Below are 22,976 nucleotides of genomic sequence, written 5' to 3'. Positions count from 1 at the left end.
CCAGTACATCCGTGGTCGATCAGCCCCGACAGTGAGGCCATCATGGCCACAGGCCAGATGTCTCCGACCCTGAGTATGGAAATGCCAGCGGCCCGTAACACAATGATGACAGCCCGTGTCCCGCTCTCTTTTTCCTTCCAATGCTCGGAAAAAGCACTATGAGGGCAGGAGACCAAAGGAGCCCAGACCTGATGAGCCAATATGACGTTCTGACCGTCGGCAATGCCATCGTCGACATCATCTCCCGCTGTGACGATCGCTTTCTGATTGAAAACGCGATCACCAAGGGTGCCATGAACCTGATCGATGCCGAGCGCGCCGAACGGCTTTACGCAATGATGGGGCCGGCGGTCGAAGCGTCCGGCGGGAGTGCCGGCAATACCGCAGCAGGCGTCGCAAATTTCGGTGGCCGGGCAGCCTATTTCGGCAAGGTCGCTTCCGACCAGCTCGGCGAAATCTTTACCCATGATATTCGCGCACAGGGCGTTCATTTCCAGACCAAGCCGGGTGATACCCGCCCGCCGACGGCACGCAGCATGATCTTCGTCACCGAGGACAGCGAACGCTCGATGAATACCTATCTTGGCGCCTGCGTCGAGTTTGGCCCTGACGATGTCGAGGCGGAAGTCGTCGCTCAGTCGAAGGTGACCTATTTCGAAGGCTATCTTTGGGATCCGCCGCGTGCCAAGCAGGCCATCCTCGACTGCGCCGCAATCGCCCACGAGCACGGTCGTGAAGTCTCGATGACGCTCTCGGACAGCTTTTGCGTCATGCGCTATCGGGATGAGTTTCTAGACCTGATGCGCTCAGGCAAGGTCGACATCGTCTTTGCCAATCAGCAGGAAGCGCTGGCATTGTATGAGACCGACGATTTCGCGACTGCCCTCGACAATCTATCCAGGGATTGCAAGCTTGCGGCCGTGACGCTCGGCGACCAAGGGGCGATCGTCGTCAAGGACGATCAGCGCATCAAGGTTCCAGCCTCGAACGTTACAAACCTTCTCGATACCACCGGTGCCGGTGATCTCTTCGCGGCAGGGTTTCTCTATGGATATACCGCCGGCCGTACACTTGAGGAATGTGCCCATCTTGGATGTTACGCTGCGGGCGTGGTAATCCAGCAGATCGGCCCCCGACCGATGTCGTCGCTCTCGAAGGGGGCTGCCAGTCTCGGGCTTATTTGAAGGCTTCACCCGGATAGGCACCCCAGATCTCGTTCTGCGAGACCCAGCCATTGACGCCCTGAATTTCACTCAGGCACCAGTTGCCATTGCACTCCTTGAGGCCGAGTACGACGCCGGGCTCAAGTTTGGCGACGACAGCGGCGGAAGGGGTCGAATCGCGTCGCATCATCACGTAGATGTTTTCGCCGTTCCCTTTCATCCATGGAGCGGCCACGGCGGTGCGTTCGCCGGTGAGCAGGGTTTGATTGACCCAACCCTCGGTGCCATCGGCGTCGCGGATCTGTCGCCAGTTCTCGTATTCCCGGATGATTTCCACCGGCAGCCCCGATTTCATGTAGCGCCATGAAACCGCGTAGTCGGTGCTGGGACCGATGCGTAGATTGACCCGCTCGGCCTTCAGGCTGACGAAACGCGGCAAGGGCAGGCCGCTCGGCCCCTTGGTGGAAGACTGAGCCGCACTCGGCTCAAGGCCTGCCATCATGGACAGGAGCAGAACATAGGAAGCGAGGCCAATACGGCTCATTGTCTGAAGCATGGTTGATCCAGGGCAGCCGGGTTGAAACGGAGCGGTTCCCGGAGACCGGGAATTCTTGGAGCTCGGGCACTTCATTGCAGCGGACTGACGAGTTTTGTTTGTCTTCGCCGACGGGTTTGATAGAAATTGCCCAGTGATGATGGAGTATCCTCCGTCTCGGTTAACGAGTTCTTTACGAGGCATCGATCCGACCCATGACGCAGCGGAAAAGACCCACGGTTTACATCACGCGGAAACTGCCGGATGCCGTGGAAACGCGCATGCGCGAGCTCTTCGATGCAGAGCTGAATATAGACGATAAACTCCGAACGCGCGAAGAGTTGATTGCTGCGGTGAAGGCCTGCGACGTGCTGGTGCCGACAGTCACCGACCGGATCGACGAATCGCTGATTGCAGAAGCCGGCCCACGCCTGAAGCTGATTGCGAGTTTTTCGAACGGGACCGACCACATCGATGTCGATGCGGCAGCCCGCAAGGGCATTACAGTCACCAACACGCCGAATGTTTTGACCGAAGACACGGCCGACATGACGATGGCCCTTATCCTCGCCGTACCGCGTCGGCTCGTCGAGGGCGCGCGGGTTCTGATGGACCGGCCGGGCGAATGGGAGGGCTGGTCCCCGACCTGGATGCTCGGACGGCGGATCTGGGGCAAGCGGATCGGCATCATCGGCATGGGGCGCATCGGCACCGCCGTTGCCCGCCGGGCCAAGGCCTTTGGCTTGTCGATCCACTATCACAACCGCAAACGCGTTCATCCGGGAACCGAGGAAGAGTTGGAAGCGACCTATTGGGATAGCCTCGACCAGATGCTTGCCCGGGTGGACATCGTCTCAGTCAACTGCCCGTCGACTCCGGCTACCTTCCATCTCCTCTCGGCGCGCCGCCTCGCCTTGCTGCAGCCGACGAGCTACATCGTTAATACGGCACGCGGCGATATTATCGACGAGGATGCCCTGGTTGAAGCCTTGCGCAATGGCAAGATCGCGGGTGCCGGTCTCGACGTGTTCGAGAAGGAGCCTGCGGTCAATCCGAAGCTGGTGAAACTGGCCAACGAGGGCAAGGTGGTTCTGCTGCCGCATACTGGATCGGCGACCATGGAAGGCCGTATCGACATGGGCGACAAGGTGATCATCAACATCCGCACCTATTTCGATGGCCATCGGCCACCGAACCGCGTGCTGCCAGGTCGAAACTGACGCATCGTCGCGTTAAGCGAGTCGCTTTTGCATCTCGATCGACGTCGTCCGGTCATAGCCAGCATGACGATTTTCCGCCGTTTTAACGAAACCCCATGCGCCGAACCGCGCATGATTGCCGACAAGCTCGATCCGGGTTTCAAGCCGTAGGCTCGGGCGCCCCAGGTCCTGTGCAATGCGTTCCGCTTCGCGAAGGAGAAGGGTGCCAATGCCCCGACCCTGTAAGTCCGGATCGACCGCAAGCTTGCCGACATAGAGAAAATCGGGCTCTGGCCGCAGAAATGCACAGCCAAGCAACTGGCCGTCGTCGTGGGCCACCAGGCCGATTTCATCGCGTGCCTTCTCTTTCAGGCCTGCCACCGTCAGGCGGTGGGCGGAGGAGGGAGGATCGATCAAAGGGTCCATGTAGGCAAAGGACCGAAGGATCAGCGTCAGAAGCCCCTCGTAGTCCGTGAATGTATCCCCGCCGATGCGCAGGATGGAAAGTGTCATCGTGCCGTCCCCCGTCTCTTGTAGCGAATGGTTTCGAAACGGGCGGCGAGCCCGTCATACATCAGAAGCCGCCCCACCAGGGGCTCGCCGATTGCGGTAATAAGTTTGATCGCCTCCATCGCCATCAGTGTGCCGATGACACCCGTCAGCGCACCAACAACGCCGGCCTCTGCGCAAGCGGGTACCAGCCCTTCTGGAGGCGGTTCAGGAAAGAGGTCGCGGTAGCGGGGCAGCAACGCACCGTCAGGTCCGGCTTCATACGGCTTGAGCACGGTGACGGTCCCGTCAAACCGCCCGACGGCACCGGTGACAAGCGGTATTCGCGTCTGCTCTGCCGCGTCCGCAGCCGCATAGCGCGTCGTGAAGTTATCGGATCCGTCGATCAGCAGGGTATAGCGCGCTAAATGATCGGCGGCGAATGTCAGGTCGAAGCGCTGTTCGTGCCGAATTACACGGCAATGCGGGTTGAGACGGGCAATGGCCTGGGCTGCACTCTCGGTCTTCTGCTCGCCGAGCGTGCCCGTATCATGGATAACCTGGCGCTGCAGGTTGGAAAGCGAAACACCATCGTCATCAATGATGCCGAGCGTCCCAACGCCCGCCGCCGCCAGATATTGCAGCACGGGCGAGCCGAGACCCCCAGCACCGATGACCAGTACACGGGAGGCCTTCAGGCGTTGCTGCCCGTGGCCGCCGATCTCCGGTAGCAGGATATGACGATGATAGCGGGCAAGTTCTTCGGGTAGCAAGGGTTCCATGGCGTCCTTTATGCCACTGCGCCGAGCAGTCGAAAAGCCGTTTCACCCATCGAGATTGCCATCCTGCACGACGACAATCTGTGCGCGATCGCCCAGCGCGGAGAACATGTTGTGATCTGTTCCGGTCATGAACGCCTGGCCACCAAGAGCATCGATCCGCTCGAACAGGGCTGCACGACGGTTCTCATCCAGATGAGCGGCAATTTCGTCCAGCAAAAGAACGGGCGCAAAGCCTGTCATGGTCGAAACTAGCCGCGCATGCGCCAATATGAGGCCGATCAGCAAGGCCTTCTGCTCGCCGGTGGAACAGCGGCCTGCATCCATGTCCTTTTCGATATGGCGCACGAGGAGATCAACCCGGTGCGGCCCATCCAGCGTGCGCCCCGCCGCCGCGTCGCGGTAGCGGGATTGCTGCAACAGGTCCAGATAGCGCTCTTCAAGCGCAAAGGCTGGCGCATCAGGCATATCATCAAGGAAGCCGGTGAGTGCGAGCTCAGCCGAGGGGAAGGCAGATGTGTGCCGGTCGGCCTCGATCAGGCCAGAGAGAAGGCCGAGCATTTCCCGCCGGGCTGCAGCCATCGCAATGCCGAGCGCCGCCATTTGCTGTTCGATCCCGGTCAGCCAGGCTGGATCGAACCGACCTTCGGACAGAAGCTTGTTGCGACTGCGCATGGCACGTTCGAAATCGTTCGCGCGGCGTCCATGGGCCGGATCGAGGGAGAGGACCAGTCGATCGAGAAACCGCCGCCGATCCGCGGATGGGCCAGTAAACAGGCCGTCCATGGATGGTGTCAGCCAAATCACCCGCAGGTGGTCGGTGAGTTCATCGACTGATTTCGCCGGTGCCCCGTTGATCCGCAGCCGCCGGACCAGATTATCGTCCTCGGTTGTTTCTGTCCCCGTGCCGATATCGACCTCGCCAGCCATTCCTTCGATTGAAGCAAAAACAGAAAAACCGGCGGGCGCGCCAATGCGTGGAATATCGGCCAGCGCCGCGCGCCTCAGTCCGCGGCCCGGCGATAGAAGAGAGATCGCTTCCATGAAATTGGTCTTGCCGGCACCATTGTTCCCAACAAGTACGACGTGACGCCCGGCAAGCGTGAGGCTGGCCTGGGCATAGTTCCGGAAGTCGGTGAGCTTAAGCCTGTGGATCTGGATCTTGTCGGTCATCGGTCGGATTCGCTATTTCCCTGAGCTAGGGCTTCTGTGACGGCATGGCAAGGCAGATGCGCAGATCGGCACCGCTTTCCCTGCGTCTCTGGCCTTATGGAACGCGGGCGGGGATATGGTATTCTGGAGCCTCGTACGAGGAGAGAGTTCATGCACCCATCAGACGATCTCACGCCTGAAGAGCAGCGTTTGGATCATTGGCAGATGCTCCGGTTCCTTGCGGTCAACGCCTCCTTCGGCGCCCTGCTTGGCCTTCTCGTTGCAGCCGCCATTTTTTGGCTGGATATCGGGGGTGTCGGGGCCTCGCTGGCGCGATCCAGCCATCCTGTTCTACCTGCCATGATGCTGGTCATTCCCATGGCGCTTACCTTCGCAGCAGCTGTCACAGCATCGGCCGTCATGCTCATGCCGTACAGGAAGAAGAAGCAGCGCTGAACCTGCCATCTTGGTCAAAGTGTTTGGTTTGACCTTCGGCCAGACTTGCGGCATCAAGCACGTCAATACGAAAAAGGGACGGCGACATGGATACGGATCGCGAAAGGCTGACAACGCTTGAGGAAACGGTCGCGCATCAGGCTCGTGTCATCGAGGAACTCTCGGACCAGTTGGCGGAGCAGTGGAAGGTGACCGAGCAGACAAGGACGAAGCTCGATCGCCTGGTTGAACGGTTCCTGAGCCTTGAAGAGCAGGCGCTTGAGGCGCCCGCTATTACCCGGCCACCGCATTATTGAGGGATTTTGAGGCCACAGGCGCGCCTTGGCGCGTGAAGGATCTCGATCAGCGGATTGGCATACACTGGGGCTCTATACAGTTCATCGTTTCCCAATGATGCGCCCAAAGCTCATACGACAGAAACAAAAAAGGCGGACCCAAGGTCCGCCATTTATCGAGCCGGCAACTGTCTGATGTCAGTCGCTAAGCGTGTCGAAGAAGTCCTTCATCCGGGCAAAGAAGCCCGTTGATTCAGGATTGTTCTCCTTGGAGGACAGCTGGTCGAACTCCTGCAGCAGCTCTCGCTGACGCTTGGATAGCTTCTGTGGTGTCTCGATGCCGATCTGAATGTAGAGATCGCCAGTCTGGGATGACCGAAGAACCGGCATTCCCTTACCCTTGAGACGGAACTGCTTGCCAGCTTGAGTGCCTTCAGGAACGGTCACACGCGACTTGCTACCGTCCATCGTGACCACGTCAAACGTACCGCCGAGGGCTGCCGTCGTCATGGAGATCGGAACCGAGCAATAGAGATCTGCGCCGTCCCGCTGGAAGAACTCATGCGGTTTGACCGACAGGAATATGTAGAGATCGCCCGACGGCCCACCCCGAAGGCCAGCTTCGCCTTCACCCTGCAAGCGAATGCGTGTGCCATCTTCGATACCCGATGGGATATTGACCGAGAGCGAACGCTCTTCGGTCACGCGACCCTGGCCATGGCACTTGCCACAGGGGTCGGAAATCGTTTGGCCCCTGCCGTGGCAGGTGGGGCAGGTGCGTTCGATCGAGAAAAAGCCCTGGGCCGCTCGGATGCGACCGGAGCCCTGACAGGTCGCGCATGTCGAAGGCTTGGTGCCGGGTTTTGCACCGGTCCCTGTGCAGACTTCGCAAGTGATCGAAGTGGGAACCCTGATCTGCGCCGTCTTGCCGGCAAAGGCTTCCTCAAGCGAGATTTCCATATTGTAGCGCAGATCTGCGCCACGTTCCCGGCCACCGTTTGAGCGTGCGCGGCCACCGCGACCGCCGCCCATCATCTCGCCGAAGATGTCTTCGAAAATGTCTGAGAAGCCGCCGCCGGCAAAGCCGCCACCACCGCCGCCGCCGCCCATGCCACCTTGTTCGAAGGCTGCGTGGCCGAAGCGGTCATAGGCTGCGCGCTTCTGGGGATCCTTCAAGGTCTCGTAAGCCTCGTTGATCTCCTTGAATTTCTTTTCGGCTTCGCTGTCATCCGGATTTTTGTCCGGATGGTATTTCATGGCGAGTTTGCGGAAGGCGCCTTTCAGCTCCTTCTCGTCTGCGGTCCGGCTGACCCCGAGGGTCTCGTAAAAATCTGCCTTTGCCATGGTCTTATAAAGCTCTCAAAGCTTTCCCGATGCTCGTGTGGCTGCCAGATGATTTGCCTGCCTGCTTTTCACAGGTCTGCATGTCCTTCTGAAAGTCTGATGCCGCAGTCGACGCGTCCGCAAGAAGAAGCTTGCGCGCCTCTCCCTTGCTGATCAGGCCATCTGCGGCGGAAACTGCGACGAATGCCAGCGAGTGCGCGGCCATGTCGCAAGACGACACCTCTCCACCGGTTTCACGACGCGCAAGCGCCGCTTCGATGATCCGTCCGAGTTCGCTGCCGATGCGGGAAAGGGACTTGCTGTCCTTGGCGGAAATCGCCTTGGTCACTTGGGCTTCGGCGGCGCTCACCTGACGATGAACTGCGCTGGCCTGTCCTTTGTCCTGCGCCATGGCGCCGGTCGTAAGCACCAATGAAACCGTGGCTGGCGCAAGCGCCAGCCACGTGTGGAAACGACGTCCGAAGCTGACCTGCATCAGGCCGACTTCTTCGCGTCTTCGTCCTTTACTTCTTCATAGTCGGCATCGACGATGTTGTCGTCCTTGCCGCCGTCAGAGTCGCTTGCACCGGCATCCGCCTGCTGGGCTTCGTAGATCGCCTGACCAAGCTTCATGGAGACTTCCATCAGCGTCTGGGTCTTCGCCTGAATGTCTTCCGGCGACGGATCGGAGGCTTCCAGTGCCGACTTCAGGGCGGCGATGGCATCTTCGATCGACTTGCGGTCGCCTTCCGATACCTTGTCACCATAGTCCTTCAGCGACTTTTCCGTCGAATGAACGAGGCTTTCGGCGTTGTTCTTGGCTTCGACGACAGCGCGACGCTTCTTGTCTTCCTCAGCGTGAGCCTCGGCGTCCTTGACCATCTTCTCGATGTCGGCGTCCGAAAGGCCGCCAGAAGCCTGGATGCGGATCTGTTGTTCCTTGCCGGTGCCCTTGTCCTTGGCAGAAACCTGCACGATGCCGTTGGCGTCGATATCGAAGGTCACTTCGATCTGCGGAACGCCACGGGGTGCTGGGGGAAGGCCGACGAGGTCGAACTGGCCAAGCAGTTTGTTGTCCGCAGCCATTTCGCGCTCACCCTGCGAAACGCGGATGGTCACGGCCTGCTGGTTGTCGTCTGCAGTCGAGAAGGTCTGGCTCTTCTTGGTCGGGATCGTCGTGTTGCGGTCGATCAGACGGGTGAAGACGCCACCAAGCGTTTCGATGCCGAGCGACAGCGGGGTCACGTCGAGCAGGAGAACGTCCTTGACGTCACCCTGCAGAACGCCGGCCTGGATGGCGGCGCCGAGAGCGACGACTTCATCCGGGTTGACGCCCTTGTGCGGCTCCTTGCCAAACAGCTGCTTGACGACTTCCTGCACCTTCGGCATGCGGCTCATGCCACCAACGAGAACGACTTCGTCGATCTCGGCTGCGGTAACGCCGGCATCCTTGAGCGCTGCCTTGCACGGTGCGATCGTGCGCTGGACGAGATCGTCGACCAGGCTTTCGAACTTGGCGCGGGTCAGCTTCATCGTCAGGTGCTTCGGACCCGAAGCATCTGCCGTGATGAAGGGCAGGTTGATTTCGGTCTGCTGCGAGGACGACAGTTCGATCTTGGCCTTTTCAGCGGCTTCCTTCAGGCGCTGCAGGGCAAGCTTGTCGCCCTTCAGGTCGATGCCCTGATCCTTCTTGAATTCGCCTGCGAGATATTCGACCAGACGCATGTCGAAGTCTTCACCGCCAAGGAAGGTGTCGCCGTTCGTCGACTTCACTTCGAAGACGCCGTCGCCGATTTCCAGAACCGAGATATCGAAGGTACCACCACCCAGGTCGTAGACGGCGATCGTCTTGCCGTCCTTCTTGTCCAGACCATAGGCAAGAGCGGCAGCCGTCGGCTCGTTGATGATGCGCAGCACTTCAAGACCCGCGATGCGGCCAGCATCCTTGGTGGCCTGGCGCTGGGCATCGTTGAAGTAGGCGGGAACGGTGATGACGGCCTTTTCGACCTTTTCGCCGAGATAAGCTTCTGCCGTTTCCTTCATCTTCTGAAGGATCATGGCCGAGATCTGCGAAGGCGAATAGCCCTTGCCCTGAGCTTCGACCCAGGCATCGCCATTGTCACCCTTGATGATCGGGAAGGGGACGAGGCCCTTGTCCTTCTCGACGGTCGGATCTTCGTGCCGGCGGCCGATCAGGCGCTTCACGGCGAAGAGGGTGTTGGTCGGGTTGGTGACGGCCTGGCGCTTGGCCGGCTGGCCGACGAGACGTTCGCCGTCGTCGGAAAATGCCACCATGGAAGGCGTCGTGCGTGCACCTTCGGAATTCTCAATGACCTTCGCGTCCTTGCCGTCCATGACGGCAACGCAGGAATTGGTCGTGCCAAGGTCGATACCGATTACTTTTGCCATATTATTCTCTCCTTGAAGCAGGCTGTCGGAACCCCAATCAGGCAATTCCCTGACAGCCCCTCGACGTGGATGGTCTTGGATCTATTGCAGCGCTGCTGCGGTTATGTGGCGTATATAAGAAGCGAAATTTCTGACTGCAAGGCTCGAAATCCGCTGGAAATCGGGAAAAGAAGAGATTGCAGGACCTTCCCCATCCTGTATCGCTCCGTCCCGCTCAAACGTAGGACGAAGCTTCTATGCCGCAAGGCTTGCGTCTGGCTGCTTTGCGCCTTTTCGATGGTCTTCCTTACTGACCAAGTAGCAAATCAAGCAGTGTGGTGCGTCGCCCACTTCCCTGTCCGCCGCCCACCTCGCCTGGAGGCACGGGCCCCTCGAGAATGCGGTCTTCGTCCACGGGGTAGCCATCGTCCGGCGGATATTCGGAGTCGTAATAGTCGTCCTCTGCGGTCGGATACTGCGCCTGTCCTGGATCCTGAGCCGGCGGCTGAGCCTCTTGCTCGTCGCCCTGCAGAACGCCGGACAGGATTGAGCCGATAGTAGCGTCGTTTTCGGCCGGCGCTGGATCGACGTAACCGCTTCCTGGAAGCGGCGCGGGCGTCAACCCCTTATGTGCTGCCATCATGAAATCATGCCAGGCCTTGGCCGGAAGGCCGCCGCCCGTCACCTTCTTCATCGAGTCGCCATTGTCGTTTCCGAACCAGACGCCAGTCGTCAGATTGCTGGTATAGCCAACAAACAGGGCGTCTCTGAAAGACTGTGTCGTTCCTGTCTTGCCAGCCGCTTCCCAGCCCTTGAGCTTGGCGCGCTTTCCCGTGCCCCTGTCGATGACACCCTTCATCATCGTGTTCATGGATGCGACGACCGCATCATTGAGCACGCGCGGTGGCTCGAGGTAATTGTTCTCGTAGATCAGCGTGCCGTCAGTCTTGAGGATGCGGCGAACGATATAGGGCGTCGCCTTATAGCCGCCGTTCATGAAAGGCGCATAGGCGGACGTCAGTTCAAGCAGAGAGACTTCCGAAGTGCCAAGGGCGATTGAGGCATTGCTCTGCAACTCTGAGGCAATTCCCATCCTGTGCGCCACCTTGATCACCTGGTCAGGGCCCGCTTCCATGACGAGTTGCGCTGCGATCGTGTTCAGCGAATCCGCGAGCGCTCCGGCAACGGTCACCTGTCCACGATACTTTTCGTCATAGTTCTGCGGCGTCCAGTTGCCGATCCGGATCGGGGCATCATTGCGCAGCGAATTGGGCTGCACGCCCATTTCCATTGCCGCCGCATAAACGAAAGGCTTGAACGCAGAGCCTGGCTGGCGCTTTGCCTTGACGGCCCGGTTGAATTGGCTTTCCGAATAGTCGCGACCGCCGATCAGGGCGCGGATGGCGCCCGTACCATCTATCGAGACGAGTGCGGCCTGCGAGGTGTTGAATTTCTTGCCCTCCGCATCGAGGGTCTCGGTGATGACGGCCTCGGCCTGTTCCTCAAGACTAAGGTCGATCGTCGTCTCGACCACGATGTCTTCTGTGACTTTGCCGATCAATGCTGTGACGTCATCGCGCACCATATCGGCCACATACTGACCAGCCCCGCTCCAGTAGCGCTTCGCCTTGGTTGGCGATTGGGTCATGGCAGTTTTGATGTCGTCCTCGGTGACGTAACCTTCTTCGCGCATGGCCTGCAGCACGACCTGGGCCCGCGCTTCGGCGGCCTCCGGATCGCGCGCCGGCGACAGCCGCGAGGGGGCTTTCAGCAGGCCGGCCAGAAGGGCCGCTTCGCCGAGATTGACGTCCCGGGCGGACTTGTTGAAGTAGCGCCGCGCCGCCGCCTCCACGCCATAGGCATTCGAGCCGAAGAAAACGCGGTTCAGATACATCGCGAGGATCTGGTCTTTGGTGTATTTCTGCTCAAGCCAGAAGGCGAGCAGTACTTCCTGAACCTTTCGCTCCACCGTTCGCTCGGGCGACAGGAAAAGGTTCTTGGCGAGCTGCTGTGTCAGTGTCGAGCCACCCTGCACGGCCCGTCCGCGGGTAATGTTGGTGAAGATCGCCCGCCCAAGGCCGAGCGGATCCACGCCATAATGCGAATAGAAGCGCCGATCCTCGATCGCCATCACCGCTTGCGGAATAAACGGTGACATTTCCTCAAGCGGCAGAGCCTCTCCCCCGGTCGCGCCGCGATTGGCAATCACGGTGCCTTCGACCGAAACGATCTTCATGTTGGGCGGGCGCTCGGGGATAGACCAGGTGCTGGCACTCGGCATCTGGGATGCGTAGTAACCGACGAGCCCAACAAGGCCGATCCCGCACCAGATCGACAGGACAAAACACCAGTAAATGAACTTTCCGAGGCCGAACCCGCCGCCGGACTGCCTGTTGCTCGTCCTTGAACCTTTGGCCTTGCGCGATCCGGCCGCTTGCTTCTTGCCCGAGGTGCGGCCCTTGCGTTTGCTGCCGATTCGATCGTCCTGATCGGCACGCAGGTCTTCGTCTTCCGATTCGTCCTGGAAGGTCGGTTCGATACGTTCGCGGTTTTTGCCTCGGCTCACCAAGGGGCTTCTGCTCCGGATGCTCGTCGATGGGCGTGCTTGCCTTGCGGCAATGGCGCTTGAGGTGGTGCATTCAATGTCGGACAGTTCACCTGCAATCGAGGCGAACACAACGCAAATGCATAATAAATGCGGCGATTTAAGGGGTGGTTAAAGCTGGGTAAACCATGCTTGGTTGCGGCTTGTCATTGGCACAGATCGACCCATTCGCCCTTCACCAGCTCGGCAAGCCGAACCGGAGAAATGCGGATGGCAGCATTCGTTGCGCCACCGGCCGGCAAGACCTCCTCAAAGGCCCTCAAAGACTGGTCGCAATACACTTTCAATGGGAGTGGCAGGCCGAAAGGGCAGACACCGCCAACCGGATGGCTCGTGCTTTCCACGACCGCGTCCGCGTCCAGCATGCGAGGTTTGGTGCCGAATCGATCCTTGAATTTTCGATTGTCCAGCCGCTTGGTGCCGGCCGTCACCACAAGCGCCACCTCCTCGCCGATCCTGACGCAAATTGTCTTTGCGATCTGGTCCGGCTCAACCCCATGGGCCTCCGCCGCCAGTGCGACTGTCGCTGAGCTTGCCTCAGTCACAATCACGGTGAGGTCGGGGGCATGGTCGAGGAAAAACTGTCTGACAGATTCGAGGCTCATGCGTAGAGCCTAGACGAGGACGTAACGCGCCTTCAAGGCATTATTGTTAACAGGGCTTGAAACCGGATATCCCGTCCCCCACCTACAGGTCACCACGCGACAGACCGCTTGTTTCGCTAAATCAGCAGAAACTTTGCTTCGGTTAACCGGTTGTTAAGTATCCAGGGCGATCTTTAAGCCATGGATCCTCGCTGCTTCGGCAGTCAAGCTTCCAATCGATCCGCATGGCACGTTTCCGCCCCCTGACCACGGATGTACTGGCAGGCAAAGCGTCGAAACGTAAAGGAAAGGCCGGTTTTTGACCGGCCTTTTTGCTTTTTGGGCGACTGCTTAGCGACTCGCCAGCGCGTCTAGGATCCGGATCCAGGACCGGATACCCTTGTGGTAGGAGTTCAGGTCATATTTTTCGTTCGGTGAATGGATTCGGTCGTCGGTGAGCCCGAAGCCGACCAGAAGCGAATCCATGCCGAGCATTTTCTGGAAATCGCCAACGATCGGGATCGATCCGCCCATGCCGATGACGACAGCTGGCTTGGGCCATTCGTCGGACAAGGCGTTCTTCGCCTTGGTGAGCACCGGCGAATCATAGGAAAGCTGAATCGCTGGCGAGCCACCATGTTCGTGGAAATCAACCGAGCAGTCGGCCGGGATGCGCTCACGGACATAGGCGCGGAAGCTCTCGCGGATCTTTGCCGGATCCTGTGTGCCGACGAGGCGGAAGGAGATCTTCGCCGAGGCCTTGGCCGCAATCACCGTCTTGAAACCCTCGCCGGTGTAGCCGCCGATAATGCCATTCACTTCGGCCGTCGGCCTGGCCCAGGTCAGTTCCAGCACCGAGCGGCCCTTTTCGCCGGATGGAATGGATAGACCGACTTCGCCGAGGAAGCTTTCAGCTGTCCGTCCGAGGCTATCCCACGAGGCCTTGATGTTTGAGGGGGTCTCTTCGACACCGTCATAGAAGCCGGGCAGGGTCACGCGTCCGGTCTCGTCATGCAAGTCTGCGAGGATCTTCGTCAAAATGTGAACGGGGTTGGCGGCAGCGCCACCGAAAAGGCCGGAATGCAGGTCGCGGTCGGCAGCCGTGATGGTGACTTCTTCGCCCACCAGGCCGCGGAGCGCAGCGGCAATTGCCGGCGTCTCGCGATCCCACATGCTGGTGTCGCAGACCAGGGCGAAATCAGCCTTGAGTTCATCGGCATTGGCTTCGAGGAAAGGTTTCAGCGACGGCGAACCGGATTCCTCCTCGCCTTCAAACAGGATGGTAATCCGGACCGGCAGCGAACCCTTGACAGCCTTGTAGGCCCGGCAAGCTTCGACGAAGGTCAACAACTGGCCCTTGTCGTCGGACGTGCCGCGGCCGGTGATAACCTTATGCCCCTCCTTCTCCTTGATCGCAGGCGCGAATGGATCGTCTTCCCAGAGATCGAGCGGGTCGACCGGCTGCACGTCATAGTGCCCGTAAAACAGGGCATGCGGCGCATCGGCGTTATCTGCCTGATGATGTGCCACCACCATCGGATGGCCGGGCGTATCGCGCAGCGAGGCGTCGAAGCCGAGTTCGGTCAGCGCTGTTACCAACCACTCGCCCGCCTTGCGGCAGTCGGCCTTGTAAGCCGGATCCGTCGAGATCGACGGGATGCGCACAAGGTCGAATAGCCGCTCGAGGCTCTGTGGCAGGGCCTCGTCGGCCTTGGCGAGGATGGGGGAGAGATCGGTCATGGCATTGTCCTGCAGGATTGAAATCGGCGGGACGATAGAGCAAACCGGACGCTGTTTCGAGGCGTAGGCCCAGTCAATTTTTCTGAACGGCGCAAACCGGCTCGCTAGGGCTTGCCGGAATTGGCGATCGCCCAGCGAATATATTCTTTCAGCAATTCCTTCTCAAAACGGCGAAATCCAGCAAAGACGGCGTCTTCTGCCTCCGCCACGGCTGTCTGTGCCTCCTCGCGCATCGCGCGCGCCTTCTCGGTCAGAAAAATCTGCTGGGCACGCTTATCCTTGGGGTGAACACGCCGCTCAACCAGCCCGTCGCGTTCCATCCGGGAGAGCGTATTGGCAATCGTCGCCTGCTCGACGTCGACGCGGTCGAGGAGTTGTCGCTGGGTCAGGCCCTCTTCGGCCCACAATTCGATCAGGATCGGAAACTGGCCCGGCGAAAAGCCGAGCCTCGCAGCGCGCAGTTGCACGGCTCGCGTCATGCCGCGGGCAAACTGCGTCGCGAGAGATATGGCTGTTTCTGGACGTTGCCGAACCATGGTTGAGCCTGCGCGCTGACAATCGTGCGAATATCATCGCATGCGATTCATGTCCTGAAACTGACTATTTTGGGAGGGCTTTTCAACTGATCAAACCGAGGAGTGTCGGTTATTGACGGAGCCGCCATGGCGATAGGCGGGGGGACTGCCACGACGGCTCCGGAATGTGGGGACAAAGGCCCGGAGAGGGGGATAAGGCCTTTGCCCTAGTCTGAAGCGGCGGGGGACGAGCCTCATTCAGACTTCGGCGTGATCAGTCGCCGATGACAAGGATTTGTGGCGGGCAATGCGGTTTTTCAAGGGAATGCCGGATTACAAATCGGTAAGCTTTTCGTGAGCAAGCACTACTGTATGCCCTCGCTGCGTGTCAGCTAAAGCTTTTCCCGGATGCAGGTCAAAGCCTCATGGACGTTTTGACCACGCCGCGCTATCCATGCCGACATGAAAACAGGCGATCATCTTTTCCTTGTCGACGGCTCGGGTTTCATCTTCCGCGCCTTCCACGCCATCCCGGCCCTGAACCGCAAGTCGGACGGTCTTCCCGTCAATGCGGTATCGGGTTTCTGCAACATGCTGTGGAAGCTGCTGCGCGATGCGCGCAACACGGATGTGGGCGTGACGCCGACCCATCTCGCCGTCATCTTCGACTATTCGTCGACAACCTTCCGCAAGGAAATCTATCCTCTCTACAAGGCGAACCGGTCCGCGCCACCGGAGGATCTGATCCCGCAATTCGGGCTCATTCGCCATGCGACCCGCGCCTTTAATCTCCCCTGCATCGAGACAGAGGGCTTCGAAGCCGACGATATCATCGCGACCTATGCCCGCCAGGCGGAAGCCGTTGGTGCCGACGTCACGATTGTATCTTCCGACAAGGATCTGATGCAGCTAGTCACTGCCAATGTACACATGTACGACGCGATGAAGGACAAGCAGATCGGCATTCCGGATGTCGTCGAGAAATGGGGCGTGCCGCCGGAAAAGATGATCGATCTGCAGGCGCTGACCGGCGACTCGACGGACAACGTTCCCGGCATACCTGGCATTGGCCCGAAAACGGCGGCCCAACTGCTTGAGGAATTCGGCGACCTTGAAACCCTGCTGGCCCGCGCCGGCGAGATCAAGCAGGTCAAGCGTCGGGAAAACATCGTCGCAAACGCCGATCTCGCACGCGTATCGCGGCAACTGGTCGAGTTGCGCACCGATGTGCCAACCGACATGGATCTCGACGCGCTCGTGCTTGAGCCCCAGGACGGGCCAAGGCTTATCGGCTTCCTGAAGGCGATGGAGTTTACCACGCTGACCCGTCGCGTGGCGGAAGCCTGCGATTGCGATGCCGCCGCGATCGAGGCGGCGGCCGTGCCGGTCGAATGGGGCGACGCCGCGCGTGGGCCTGATCTCGATAAGGCCGAAGCCGGCGCCTCACCTGCGCCAGAGAAAGCCCAGGTCGCTACATCTACGGTCACGACAGCGAGTGTAAACTCGACAGAGGGTAGGACCCCGGCAGATCTCTCCCGGTCTCGCGCGGAAACCTTTGCCAGCAAGCCGATCGACCGGACGTCCTATGTTGCGATCCGGGACCTTCCAACGCTGGAGAGCTGGATAGCTGCTGCCCGTGAAACCGGTCTTGTTGCTTTTGATACAGAAACCACCAGCCTCGATCCGATGCAGGCCGAACTGGTTGGAGTTTCGCTCGCCATTCAGGACAACACTACTTCCCCGGGATCGAGCGATATCCGGGCGGCCTATGTGCCACTTGCCCACAAGACCGGCGTCGGTGACCTTCTTGGCGGGGGGCATGCCGAAGGTCAGATCCCGATGGGAGAGGCCCTGGCAGCATTGAAGGACCTGCTCGAAGATCCGTCCGTCCTCAAGGTCGCGCAGAACCTCAAATACGACTACCTCGTCATGAAGCGCCTCGGCATCGTTATGCAGTCCTTCGAGGATACGATGCTTCTGTCCTATGTGCTGGATGCTGGCAAGGGCAATCACGGCATGGACGCCCTGTCGGAAAAGTGGCTCGGCCACACGCCGATCGCCTACAAGGATGTCGCCGGCTCCGGCAAATCTGCAGTCACCTTCGATCTCGTCGATATCGACCGCGCCACTGCCTATGCAGCGGAAGATGCCGACGTCACGCTGCGCCTCTGGCTGGTTCTGAAGCCGCGCCTCGCGGCTGAGGGTCTTACCCGCATCTATGAGCGCTTGGAGCGCCCACTGGTGCCGGTGCTTGCCCATATGGAGGAGCGTGGCATCACCGTCGACAGGCAGATCCTTTCGCGCCTTTCCGGAGAATTGGCCCAGAAGGCGGCCGCTGCCGAGGATGAGGTCTACGAATTGGCCGGCGAGCGTTTCAACATCGGCTCGCCCAAGCAGCTCGGTGACATTCTCTTCGGCAGACTAGGCCTGCCAGGCGGATCGAAGACCAAGACCGGTCAATGGTCGACCTCTGCTCAGGTCCTCGAAGATCTGGCTGCCGAAGGTGCACCACTGCCGCGCAAGATTGTCGATTGGCGTCAGCTGACCAAACTTAAATCCACCTACACGGATGCGCTGCCCGGCTATATTCATCCGGAAACGAAGCGGGTCCACACGGGCTATTCGCTAGCCTCCACGACCACTGGCCGCCTGTCGTCATCTGAGCCGAACCTGCAGAACATTCCGGTTCGCACGGCAGAAGGTCGCAAGATCCGTACGGCCTTCATCTCTACGCCAGGACACAAGCTTCTGTCGGCCGACTATAGCCAGATCGAGCTGCGAGTCCTCGCCCATGTCGCGGATATCCCGCAACTGCGCCAGGCCTTTGCCGATGGCGTCGACATTCATGCCATGACCGCATCCGAAATGTTCGGCGTGCCGGTCGAGGGCATGCCGTCGGAAGTCCGCCGTCGTGCCAAGGCGATCAACTTCGGCATCATCTACGGCATTTCTGCCTTCGGACTTGCAAATCAGCTGAGCATCGAGCGATCGGAAGCCGGCGACTATATCAAGAAGTATTTCGAACGTTTCCCCGGCATCAAGGATTACATGGAAGCCACCAAGGCCTTCGCCCGCGAAAACGGCTATGTCGAAACCATTTTCGGCCGCCGCGCGCACTATCCGGAAATTAGGTCCTCAAACCCGTCCATGCGTGCCTTTAACGAGCGCGCCGCGATCAATGCGCCGATCCAGGGCTCCGCCGCCGATGTCATTCGCCGGGCGATGATCAAGATCGAGCCGGCTCTGTCCATAGCAGGTCTGGGCGAACGCGTCCGTATGCTGCTGCAGGTCCATGACGAACTGATCTTCGAGGTCGAGGACGAAGCAGTTGATCTCGCCTTGCCGGTCATCGTCGACGTCATGGAAAATGCCGCGATGCCAGCGGTCGACATGCGGGTGCCGCTGAAGGTCGATGCGCGTGCTGCCCACAATTGGGACGAGGCGCACTGACGCATTTCGAGCGGCCTAGCGCCGAGGAATGCGGAAACAAACAGAGATGGAGTGCAACGGTTGATCGGCTGATCGCCGCATGCGCTCCGAAACCAGACCACCACAGGAGATCTGCGCCTTGGCCTTCGCGACCATCAACGGCAACGTCATGCATTATGAACTGATCGGGGAGGCGAAAGCCAAGAACCTGATTGTTTTCTCGAATGGTCTCGGCACCGATTTTCGCATCTGGCTGCCCTTGTTCGATGAACTGGGCGAGGATGTCTCCGTGCTCCTCTACGACAGCCGCGGTCACGGTCTGTCGGGCGGTGCGGATAAGCCCTTCGGCATGGACGATCTGGTGTCGGATCTCGCCGAGCTTTGCGATACACTTGGCATTCGCAAGGCCACGTTCTGCGGTCTTTCTGTCGGCGGCCTCGTCTGCCAGGGACTTTGGAAAGAGCGGCCCGACCTGTTCCGCAAGCTGGTCCTCTGTGACACCGCACCACGGATCGGCACCGCCGAGATCTGGGCCGAGCGCATGGCCGGCATTGAGAAGGGCGGACTGGACAGTGCTGCCGACAATGCCATGCAGCGGTGGTTCACGCCGGTCTTCCACGAAGAACGCGCGGATGATCTCGCAGGCTACCGCTTGATGATGACACGCCAGTCGGTAGCCGGCTATTTGTCGACCTGCGCCGCCCTGCGCGATGCCGACTTCTCCGATGTCTTGCCGACGATTACCGTCCCCACGCTCGTCGTCGTTGGGGACCAGGATGGCTCGACCCCGCCCGAAACCGTCCAGGCCGGTGCCGATCTTATCCCCGGCGCGCGTTTCGAGGTCATTGAAGATTGCGCCCATCTTCCCTGCGTCGAGCAGCCGGAAGCGCTCGCCGAACTCATTCAGGGCTTCATGCGCAAGCAGTAAAAGGCAACGCTGAAGACCCAAAAAAGAAAGAAGCCGCCCCAAGAGGCGGCTTCATGCATTTTAACTTTCGCTTTCGGCTTGGCCTTAATGCGCGCCGGACATGTCGCCGAGGACTTCCTTCGAAGCGACAGTCGAATCCGCATTCAGCTTGTAGACCATGGGAACGCCGGTCGCGAGGTTGACGCTGAGGATCTGTTCCTTGGTCAGCTTGTCGAGAACCATGACCAGCGAACGCAGCGAATTGCCATGCGCTGCGACCAGCACCTTCTCGCCACGCAGAACGCGCGGCAGGATCTCGGTCAGATAGTACGGCCAGACGCGGGCACCCGTGTCACGCAGGCTTTCGCCGCCCGGCGGCGGGACGTCATAGGAGCGGCGCCAGATATGCACCTGCTCCTCGCCCCATTTGGCGCGGGCATCGTCCTTGTTGAGGCCGGAGAGATCCCCATAGTCGCGCTCATTCAGCGCCTCATCCTTGATCGTCTCGAGGTCGGTCTGGCCGACGTTTTCGAGGATGATGTTGCAGGTCTTCTGCGCGCGGGTCAAAACCGAAGTGAAGGCGATATCGAACTTGATGCCATAATCGGCAAGCGCCTTACCACCAGCATTTGCTTCCTGAACGCCGAGCTCGGTGAGATCAGGATCACGCCAGCCGGTAAACAGGTTTTTCAGGTTCCAGTCGCTCTGGCCATGGCGCACGAGTACGAGTGTACCGGTCATCGACAATTCCTCTCTTGACGATCAGGGGGTGGAGTTGAGCCCGAGCACGTCGAGCATGGTGTAACGGCCGGGCTTCTTGTCCCGGGCCCATGTGGCGGCCTTCAACGCGCCACGAGCGAAAAGGGATCGGTCGCCTGCGCTGTGTGACAGGGTGACGATCTCGCCTTCAGCGGCAAACAGCACCGAATGCTCGCCGATGACCGAGCCACCGCGGAGCGTGGCAAAGCCGATCGAGCCTTCCTCGCGTGGTCCGGTATGGCCATCACGCACACGCACGGAATGGTCGGCAAGATCAATTCCGCGCCCCTGAGCGGCCGCTTCACCGAGCAGAAGGGCTGTGCCGGAAGGTGCATCCACCTTGTGCTTGTGGTGCATTTCGAGCACCTCGATATCCCAGCCGGAGGCTTCGAGCGCGCGAGCCGCCTGCTTGACGAGAACCGAGAGTACGTTGACGCCGAGGCTCATATTGCCAGACTTGACCACACGGGCGTGGCGGGCAGCGGCATCGATTTTGTCCTCATGCTCTGGCAGGCAGCCCGTCGTCCCGATGACGTGCACGATTCGCGCCTGTGCGGCGAGTGCCGCAAATTCCACGCTGGAGGCGGGAGAGGTGAAGTCGATCACACCGTCAGCATGCAGGAAGGCCTGAAGCGGGTCATCGGTAACAGTCACGCCGAGCGGACCAATCAGGGCGACATCACCGGCGTCCCGACCGATCGCTGCCGATCCGGCACGTTCGACAGCGGCATGCAGAACAACTCCAGGCGTGTCGTTGATCAAGCGGATCAGCGTCTGGCCCATCCGGCCGGCTGCCCCCACCACCACGAGCTTCATCGGGCTGTCCATCATGCGTCGTTCCTAGATCAGGTCCTGGCCGCCCGAGACGGTCTGGAGATTGTTGAGCCGAGCGTAGAGACCGCCCGATTGCTTCGCAAGGCTTTCATGCGTGCCTTGCTCGACCACCTGACCGGCCTGCATCACGATGATCTTGTCGGCATTGACCACGGTGGAAAGCCGGTGGGCGATCACGATCACGGTTCGGCCGGCCATGGCCGCATCGAGCGCCTGCTGGACAAGCGCTTCCGATTCCGTGTCAAGAGCCGAGGTTGCCTCGTCGAGCAGAAGAATCGGCGCATTGCGCACCAGGGCGCGGGCAATCGACAGTCTCTGGCGCTGGCCTCCGGACAGGGTCACGCCATTTTCACCAACCGGCGTCTCGTAGCCCAGCGGCTGCTGCAGGATAAAGTCATGAGCATTGGCAAGCCTTGCGGCTTCTTCGATTTCGGCATCCGTCGCTTCAGGTCGACCGTAGCGGATATTGTCTCGGATCGTGCCCTCGAACAGATAGGGCTGCTGCGAAACATAAGCGATGTGCTGGCGCAGCGACGTCTTTGTCACATCGGCAATATCCTGGTCATCGATCAGGATCTGACCCTCAACCGGATCATAGAAGCGCGGCACGAGTGTAATCACGGTGGACTTGCCAGCCCCCGAGGGACCGACCAGTGCCGTCGTCTTGCCGCCTTCGGCAATAAAACTCACGTCTCGCAGAACTGGGCCAGTGTCACCATAGGAGAAGGTAACGTTGCGGAACTCGATCCTCGCCGGACCGACCTTGATCTGCCCGGCACCGGCCCTGTCGCGCTGATGCGGCTGCGTATCCAGGATCTCGTAGATCATCCGGGCATTGACGGCGGCACGCTCCATCTGAACCTGAAGGCGGGCAAGACGCTTTGCCGGCTCATAAGCCAGAAGCAAGGCCGTGACGAAGGAGAAGAAGGCACCCGGCAACACACCGCCATAGATCGCCTGATAGGCGGCATAGGCCATGACCCCGGCAATCGAAAGGCCTGCAAGCGATTCAGTCAGCGGGCCATTGCGTTCGCTCAGCCGCGCAATCCGGTTCGAGCGCTGTTCCGCGGCATTGATCGTCTTCTGGATCTTGCCGGCGAGCACTGGCTCCATGGTGAACGCCTTGACGATCGCAATGCCCTGAACCGTTTCCTGCATGGCGCCGAGGACGTGTGCATTGAGAATGACGGCATCTTTGGTCACGCTGCGCAGGCGCTTTGAGATATAGCGCAGGCCGAGCAGCAGCGGGGGCGCGACGGTAAAGACGATCAGCGAGAGCACGATGTCCTGGTAGATCATCACCGCAAGCAACGAAATCAGAGTCACCAGATCACGGGCAAGCGACGTCACTGTCAAGTTCAGGACGTCGCGGACACCGTTGATATTCTGGTTCAGCTGGGCAGCGAGCCGACCGGAGCGGGCTTCGTTGAAATAGCCGATCGACAGTGTCATCAGATGGGCGAAGAGCCGGGTTTGGTACCGCGCCACGATGTTGTTGCCGATCTTGGCGAGCGTTACGGCCTGGCCATATCCGGCAAACCCGCGCACCACGAATGCAACGAAGATCGAGCCGCAGATGATCCAGACGAGATCGGCGCGACGATTGGCGAAGGCCTCGTTGACGACGGACTCCATGATCCAGGCGGTAAAGGCGGTCGTCATCGCGACCGTCAGGAGACACAGGATCGCGAAGGCATAACCGCGTACATGTTCACGCCCGTTTTCGGCGATCACCCGGCGTAGAATGTCTGTCACCTTCTCGCTGTCGGGTGTCTGCTGATCAGTGGCCTTGGCTGTCAAGAAAATCGTCCCTGCCGATTGCGCTCGCGGCGCCGTCCTTCGGC

Annotated in this window: 20 protein-coding genes; 6 read left to right on the top strand and 14 right to left on the bottom strand. The window is 60.0% G+C overall.

Annotated elements, in window-relative coordinates; genetic code table 11:
• Positions 1-191: 191 nt before the first annotated feature.
• Positions 192-1,184 (top strand): adenosine kinase, encoded by a 993-nt coding sequence (locus tag IP76_RS10875; protein WP_054158239.1) that lies wholly within the window; start codon positions 192-194, stop codon positions 1,182-1,184.
• Here IP76_RS10875 and IP76_RS10870 read toward each other — a convergent pair.
• The gene (locus tag IP76_RS10870) at positions 1,177-1,665 is read right to left on the bottom strand and encodes an SH3 domain-containing protein (protein WP_054158325.1); all 489 of its coding nucleotides are present in this window, start codon (positions 1,663-1,665) and stop codon (positions 1,177-1,179) included. The genes IP76_RS10875 and IP76_RS10870 overlap by 8 nt on opposite strands.
• 248 nt (positions 1,666-1,913) lie before the next feature.
• On the opposite strand from IP76_RS10870, the gene IP76_RS10865 reads away from it, so the two are divergent.
• Positions 1,914-2,918, top strand: a complete 1,005-nt coding sequence (locus tag IP76_RS10865; protein WP_054158238.1) for a D-glycerate dehydrogenase — start codon at positions 1,914-1,916, stop codon at positions 2,916-2,918.
• A gap of 12 nt (positions 2,919-2,930) precedes the next feature.
• Here the strand turns inward: IP76_RS10865 and IP76_RS10860 are convergent, their stop codons facing one another.
• The 3 genes from IP76_RS10860 to recF are packed head-to-tail and all read right to left on the bottom strand — an operon-like array spanning position 2,931 to position 5,338.
• Entirely contained in the window at positions 2,931-3,410 is a 480-nt protein-coding gene (locus IP76_RS10860; protein WP_054158237.1) for a GNAT family N-acetyltransferase, read from the bottom strand.
• A complete protein-coding gene (locus IP76_RS10855; RefSeq protein WP_054158236.1) occupies positions 3,407-4,168 on the bottom strand; it encodes a molybdopterin-synthase adenylyltransferase MoeB in 762 nt (253 codons plus the stop codon). Before IP76_RS10855 ends, IP76_RS10860 begins: the two co-directional genes overlap by 4 nt.
• Positions 4,169-4,210: 42 nt before the next feature.
• The gene (gene recF / locus IP76_RS10850) at positions 4,211-5,338 is read right to left on the bottom strand and encodes a DNA replication/repair protein RecF (RefSeq protein WP_054158235.1); all 1,128 of its coding nucleotides are present in this window, start codon (positions 5,336-5,338) and stop codon (positions 4,211-4,213) included.
• Between the two features lie 150 nt (positions 5,339-5,488).
• Between recF and IP76_RS10845 the strand changes: the two genes are divergently transcribed.
• Both IP76_RS10845 and IP76_RS10840 read left to right on the top strand, forming a co-directional pair.
• On the top strand, positions 5,489-5,773 hold the full coding sequence (locus tag IP76_RS10845) for a hypothetical protein (protein ID WP_054158234.1): 285 nt from the start codon (positions 5,489-5,491) through the stop codon (positions 5,771-5,773).
• 86 nt (positions 5,774-5,859) lie between these two features.
• Positions 5,860-6,069, top strand: a complete 210-nt coding sequence (locus IP76_RS10840; RefSeq protein WP_054158233.1) for a SlyX family protein — start codon at positions 5,860-5,862, stop codon at positions 6,067-6,069.
• 177 nt (positions 6,070-6,246) lie between these two features.
• Here IP76_RS10840 and dnaJ read toward each other — a convergent pair whose 3' ends face one another.
• The 7 genes from dnaJ to IP76_RS10805 form a co-directional block, all read right to left on the bottom strand.
• The gene (gene dnaJ / locus IP76_RS10835) at positions 6,247-7,392 is read right to left on the bottom strand and encodes a molecular chaperone DnaJ (protein ID WP_054158232.1); all 1,146 of its coding nucleotides are present in this window, start codon (positions 7,390-7,392) and stop codon (positions 6,247-6,249) included.
• 4 nt (positions 7,393-7,396) lie between these two features.
• The gene (locus tag IP76_RS10830) at positions 7,397-7,783 is read right to left on the bottom strand and encodes a hypothetical protein (RefSeq protein WP_245281439.1); all 387 of its coding nucleotides are present in this window, start codon (positions 7,781-7,783) and stop codon (positions 7,397-7,399) included.
• Positions 7,784-7,866: 83 nt separating this feature from the next.
• Positions 7,867-9,780: a molecular chaperone DnaK gene (gene dnaK / locus IP76_RS10825; RefSeq protein ID WP_054158230.1), complete on the bottom strand. Its 1,914-nt coding sequence runs from the start codon at positions 9,778-9,780 to the stop codon at positions 7,867-7,869.
• A 286-nt stretch (positions 9,781-10,066) separates the two neighbouring features.
• Positions 10,067-12,328 carry a transglycosylase domain-containing protein gene (locus tag IP76_RS10820; RefSeq protein WP_054158229.1) on the bottom strand — a complete coding sequence of 754 codons (2,262 nt, stop codon included), beginning with the start codon at positions 12,326-12,328 and terminating at the stop codon, positions 10,067-10,069.
• A gap of 182 nt (positions 12,329-12,510) precedes the next feature.
• Positions 12,511-12,969, bottom strand: a complete 459-nt coding sequence (locus IP76_RS10815) for a YbaK/EbsC family protein (RefSeq protein WP_054158228.1) — start codon at positions 12,967-12,969, stop codon at positions 12,511-12,513.
• A gap of 330 nt (positions 12,970-13,299) precedes the next feature.
• On the bottom strand, positions 13,300-14,688 hold the full coding sequence (locus tag IP76_RS10810; protein WP_054158227.1) for a dipeptidase: 1,389 nt from the start codon (positions 14,686-14,688) through the stop codon (positions 13,300-13,302).
• A gap of 104 nt (positions 14,689-14,792) precedes the next feature.
• Positions 14,793-15,224, bottom strand: a complete 432-nt coding sequence (locus IP76_RS10805; protein ID WP_054158226.1) for a MarR family winged helix-turn-helix transcriptional regulator — start codon at positions 15,222-15,224, stop codon at positions 14,793-14,795.
• Between the two features lie 441 nt (positions 15,225-15,665).
• On the opposite strand from IP76_RS10805, the gene polA reads away from it, so the two are divergent.
• Together polA and pcaD are read left to right on the top strand one after the other, a co-directional pair.
• A complete protein-coding gene (polA, locus tag IP76_RS10800; protein WP_054158225.1) occupies positions 15,666-18,653 on the top strand; it encodes a DNA polymerase I in 2,988 nt (995 codons plus the stop codon).
• Between the two features lie 118 nt (positions 18,654-18,771).
• On the top strand, positions 18,772-19,560 hold the full coding sequence (gene pcaD / locus IP76_RS10795; protein WP_054158224.1) for a 3-oxoadipate enol-lactonase: 789 nt from the start codon (positions 18,772-18,774) through the stop codon (positions 19,558-19,560).
• An 84-nt stretch (positions 19,561-19,644) separates the two neighbouring features.
• On the opposite strand, the gene IP76_RS10790 is transcribed toward pcaD, so the two are convergent.
• From IP76_RS10790 to IP76_RS10780, 3 genes are read right to left on the bottom strand one after another with little or no spacing between them, the layout of a single operon-like run.
• Entirely contained in the window at positions 19,645-20,280 is a 636-nt protein-coding gene (locus IP76_RS10790) for a 2,3-bisphosphoglycerate-dependent phosphoglycerate mutase (RefSeq protein WP_054158223.1), read from the bottom strand.
• Positions 20,281-20,301: 21 nt separating this feature from the next.
• Positions 20,302-21,129, bottom strand: a complete 828-nt coding sequence (dapB, locus tag IP76_RS10785) for a 4-hydroxy-tetrahydrodipicolinate reductase (protein WP_054158222.1) — start codon at positions 21,127-21,129, stop codon at positions 20,302-20,304.
• A 9-nt stretch (positions 21,130-21,138) separates the two neighbouring features.
• Entirely contained in the window at positions 21,139-22,932 is a 1,794-nt protein-coding gene (locus IP76_RS10780; RefSeq protein WP_054158221.1) for an ABC transporter ATP-binding protein, read from the bottom strand.
• Between the last annotated feature and the right edge of the window lie 44 nt (positions 22,933-22,976).

It is taken from the genome of Rhizobium sp. AAP43, assembly GCF_001296045.1.
In the GTDB taxonomy this organism is placed as follows: domain Bacteria; phylum Pseudomonadota; class Alphaproteobacteria; order Rhizobiales; family Rhizobiaceae; genus Allorhizobium.
This window is presented reverse-complemented; position numbering and strand designations above follow the sequence as displayed.

What these genes read in the sequence shown, in the direction of transcription:
- IP76_RS10875 (WP_054158239.1), top strand. Translation starts at nt 192, where the DNA reads ATGAGCCAATATGACGTTCTGACCGTCGGCAATGCCATCGTCGACATC.
- IP76_RS10870 (WP_054158325.1), bottom strand. Translation starts at nt 1,665, where the DNA reads ATGATGGCAGGCCTTGAGCCGAGTGCGGCTCAGTCTTCCACCAAGGGG.
- IP76_RS10865 (WP_054158238.1), top strand. Translation starts at nt 1,914, where the DNA reads ATGACGCAGCGGAAAAGACCCACGGTTTACATCACGCGGAAACTGCCG.
- IP76_RS10860 (WP_054158237.1), bottom strand. Translation starts at nt 3,410, where the DNA reads ATGACACTTTCCATCCTGCGCATCGGCGGGGATACATTCACGGACTAC.
- IP76_RS10855 (WP_054158236.1), bottom strand. Translation starts at nt 4,168, where the DNA reads ATGGAACCCTTGCTACCCGAAGAACTTGCCCGCTATCATCGTCATATC.
- recF (WP_054158235.1), bottom strand. Translation starts at nt 5,338, where the DNA reads ATGACCGACAAGATCCAGATCCACAGGCTTAAGCTCACCGACTTCCGG.
- IP76_RS10845 (WP_054158234.1), top strand. Translation starts at nt 5,489, where the DNA reads ATGCACCCATCAGACGATCTCACGCCTGAAGAGCAGCGTTTGGATCAT.
- IP76_RS10840 (WP_054158233.1), top strand. Translation starts at nt 5,860, where the DNA reads ATGGATACGGATCGCGAAAGGCTGACAACGCTTGAGGAAACGGTCGCG.
- dnaJ (WP_054158232.1), bottom strand. Translation starts at nt 7,392, where the DNA reads ATGGCAAAGGCAGATTTTTACGAGACCCTCGGGGTCAGCCGGACCGCA.
- IP76_RS10830 (WP_245281439.1), bottom strand. Translation starts at nt 7,783, where the DNA reads ATGGCGCAGGACAAAGGACAGGCCAGCGCAGTTCATCGTCAGGTGAGC.
- dnaK (WP_054158230.1), bottom strand. Translation starts at nt 9,780, where the DNA reads ATGGCAAAAGTAATCGGTATCGACCTTGGCACGACCAATTCCTGCGTT.
- IP76_RS10815 (WP_054158228.1), bottom strand. Translation starts at nt 12,969, where the DNA reads ATGAGCCTCGAATCTGTCAGACAGTTTTTCCTCGACCATGCCCCCGAC.
- IP76_RS10810 (WP_054158227.1), bottom strand. Translation starts at nt 14,688, where the DNA reads ATGACCGATCTCTCCCCCATCCTCGCCAAGGCCGACGAGGCCCTGCCA.
- IP76_RS10805 (WP_054158226.1), bottom strand. Translation starts at nt 15,224, where the DNA reads ATGGTTCGGCAACGTCCAGAAACAGCCATATCTCTCGCGACGCAGTTT.
- polA (WP_054158225.1), top strand. Translation starts at nt 15,666, where the DNA reads ATGAAAACAGGCGATCATCTTTTCCTTGTCGACGGCTCGGGTTTCATC.
- IP76_RS10790 (WP_054158223.1), bottom strand. Translation starts at nt 20,280, where the DNA reads ATGACCGGTACACTCGTACTCGTGCGCCATGGCCAGAGCGACTGGAAC.
- dapB (WP_054158222.1), bottom strand. Translation starts at nt 21,129, where the DNA reads ATGATGGACAGCCCGATGAAGCTCGTGGTGGTGGGGGCAGCCGGCCGG.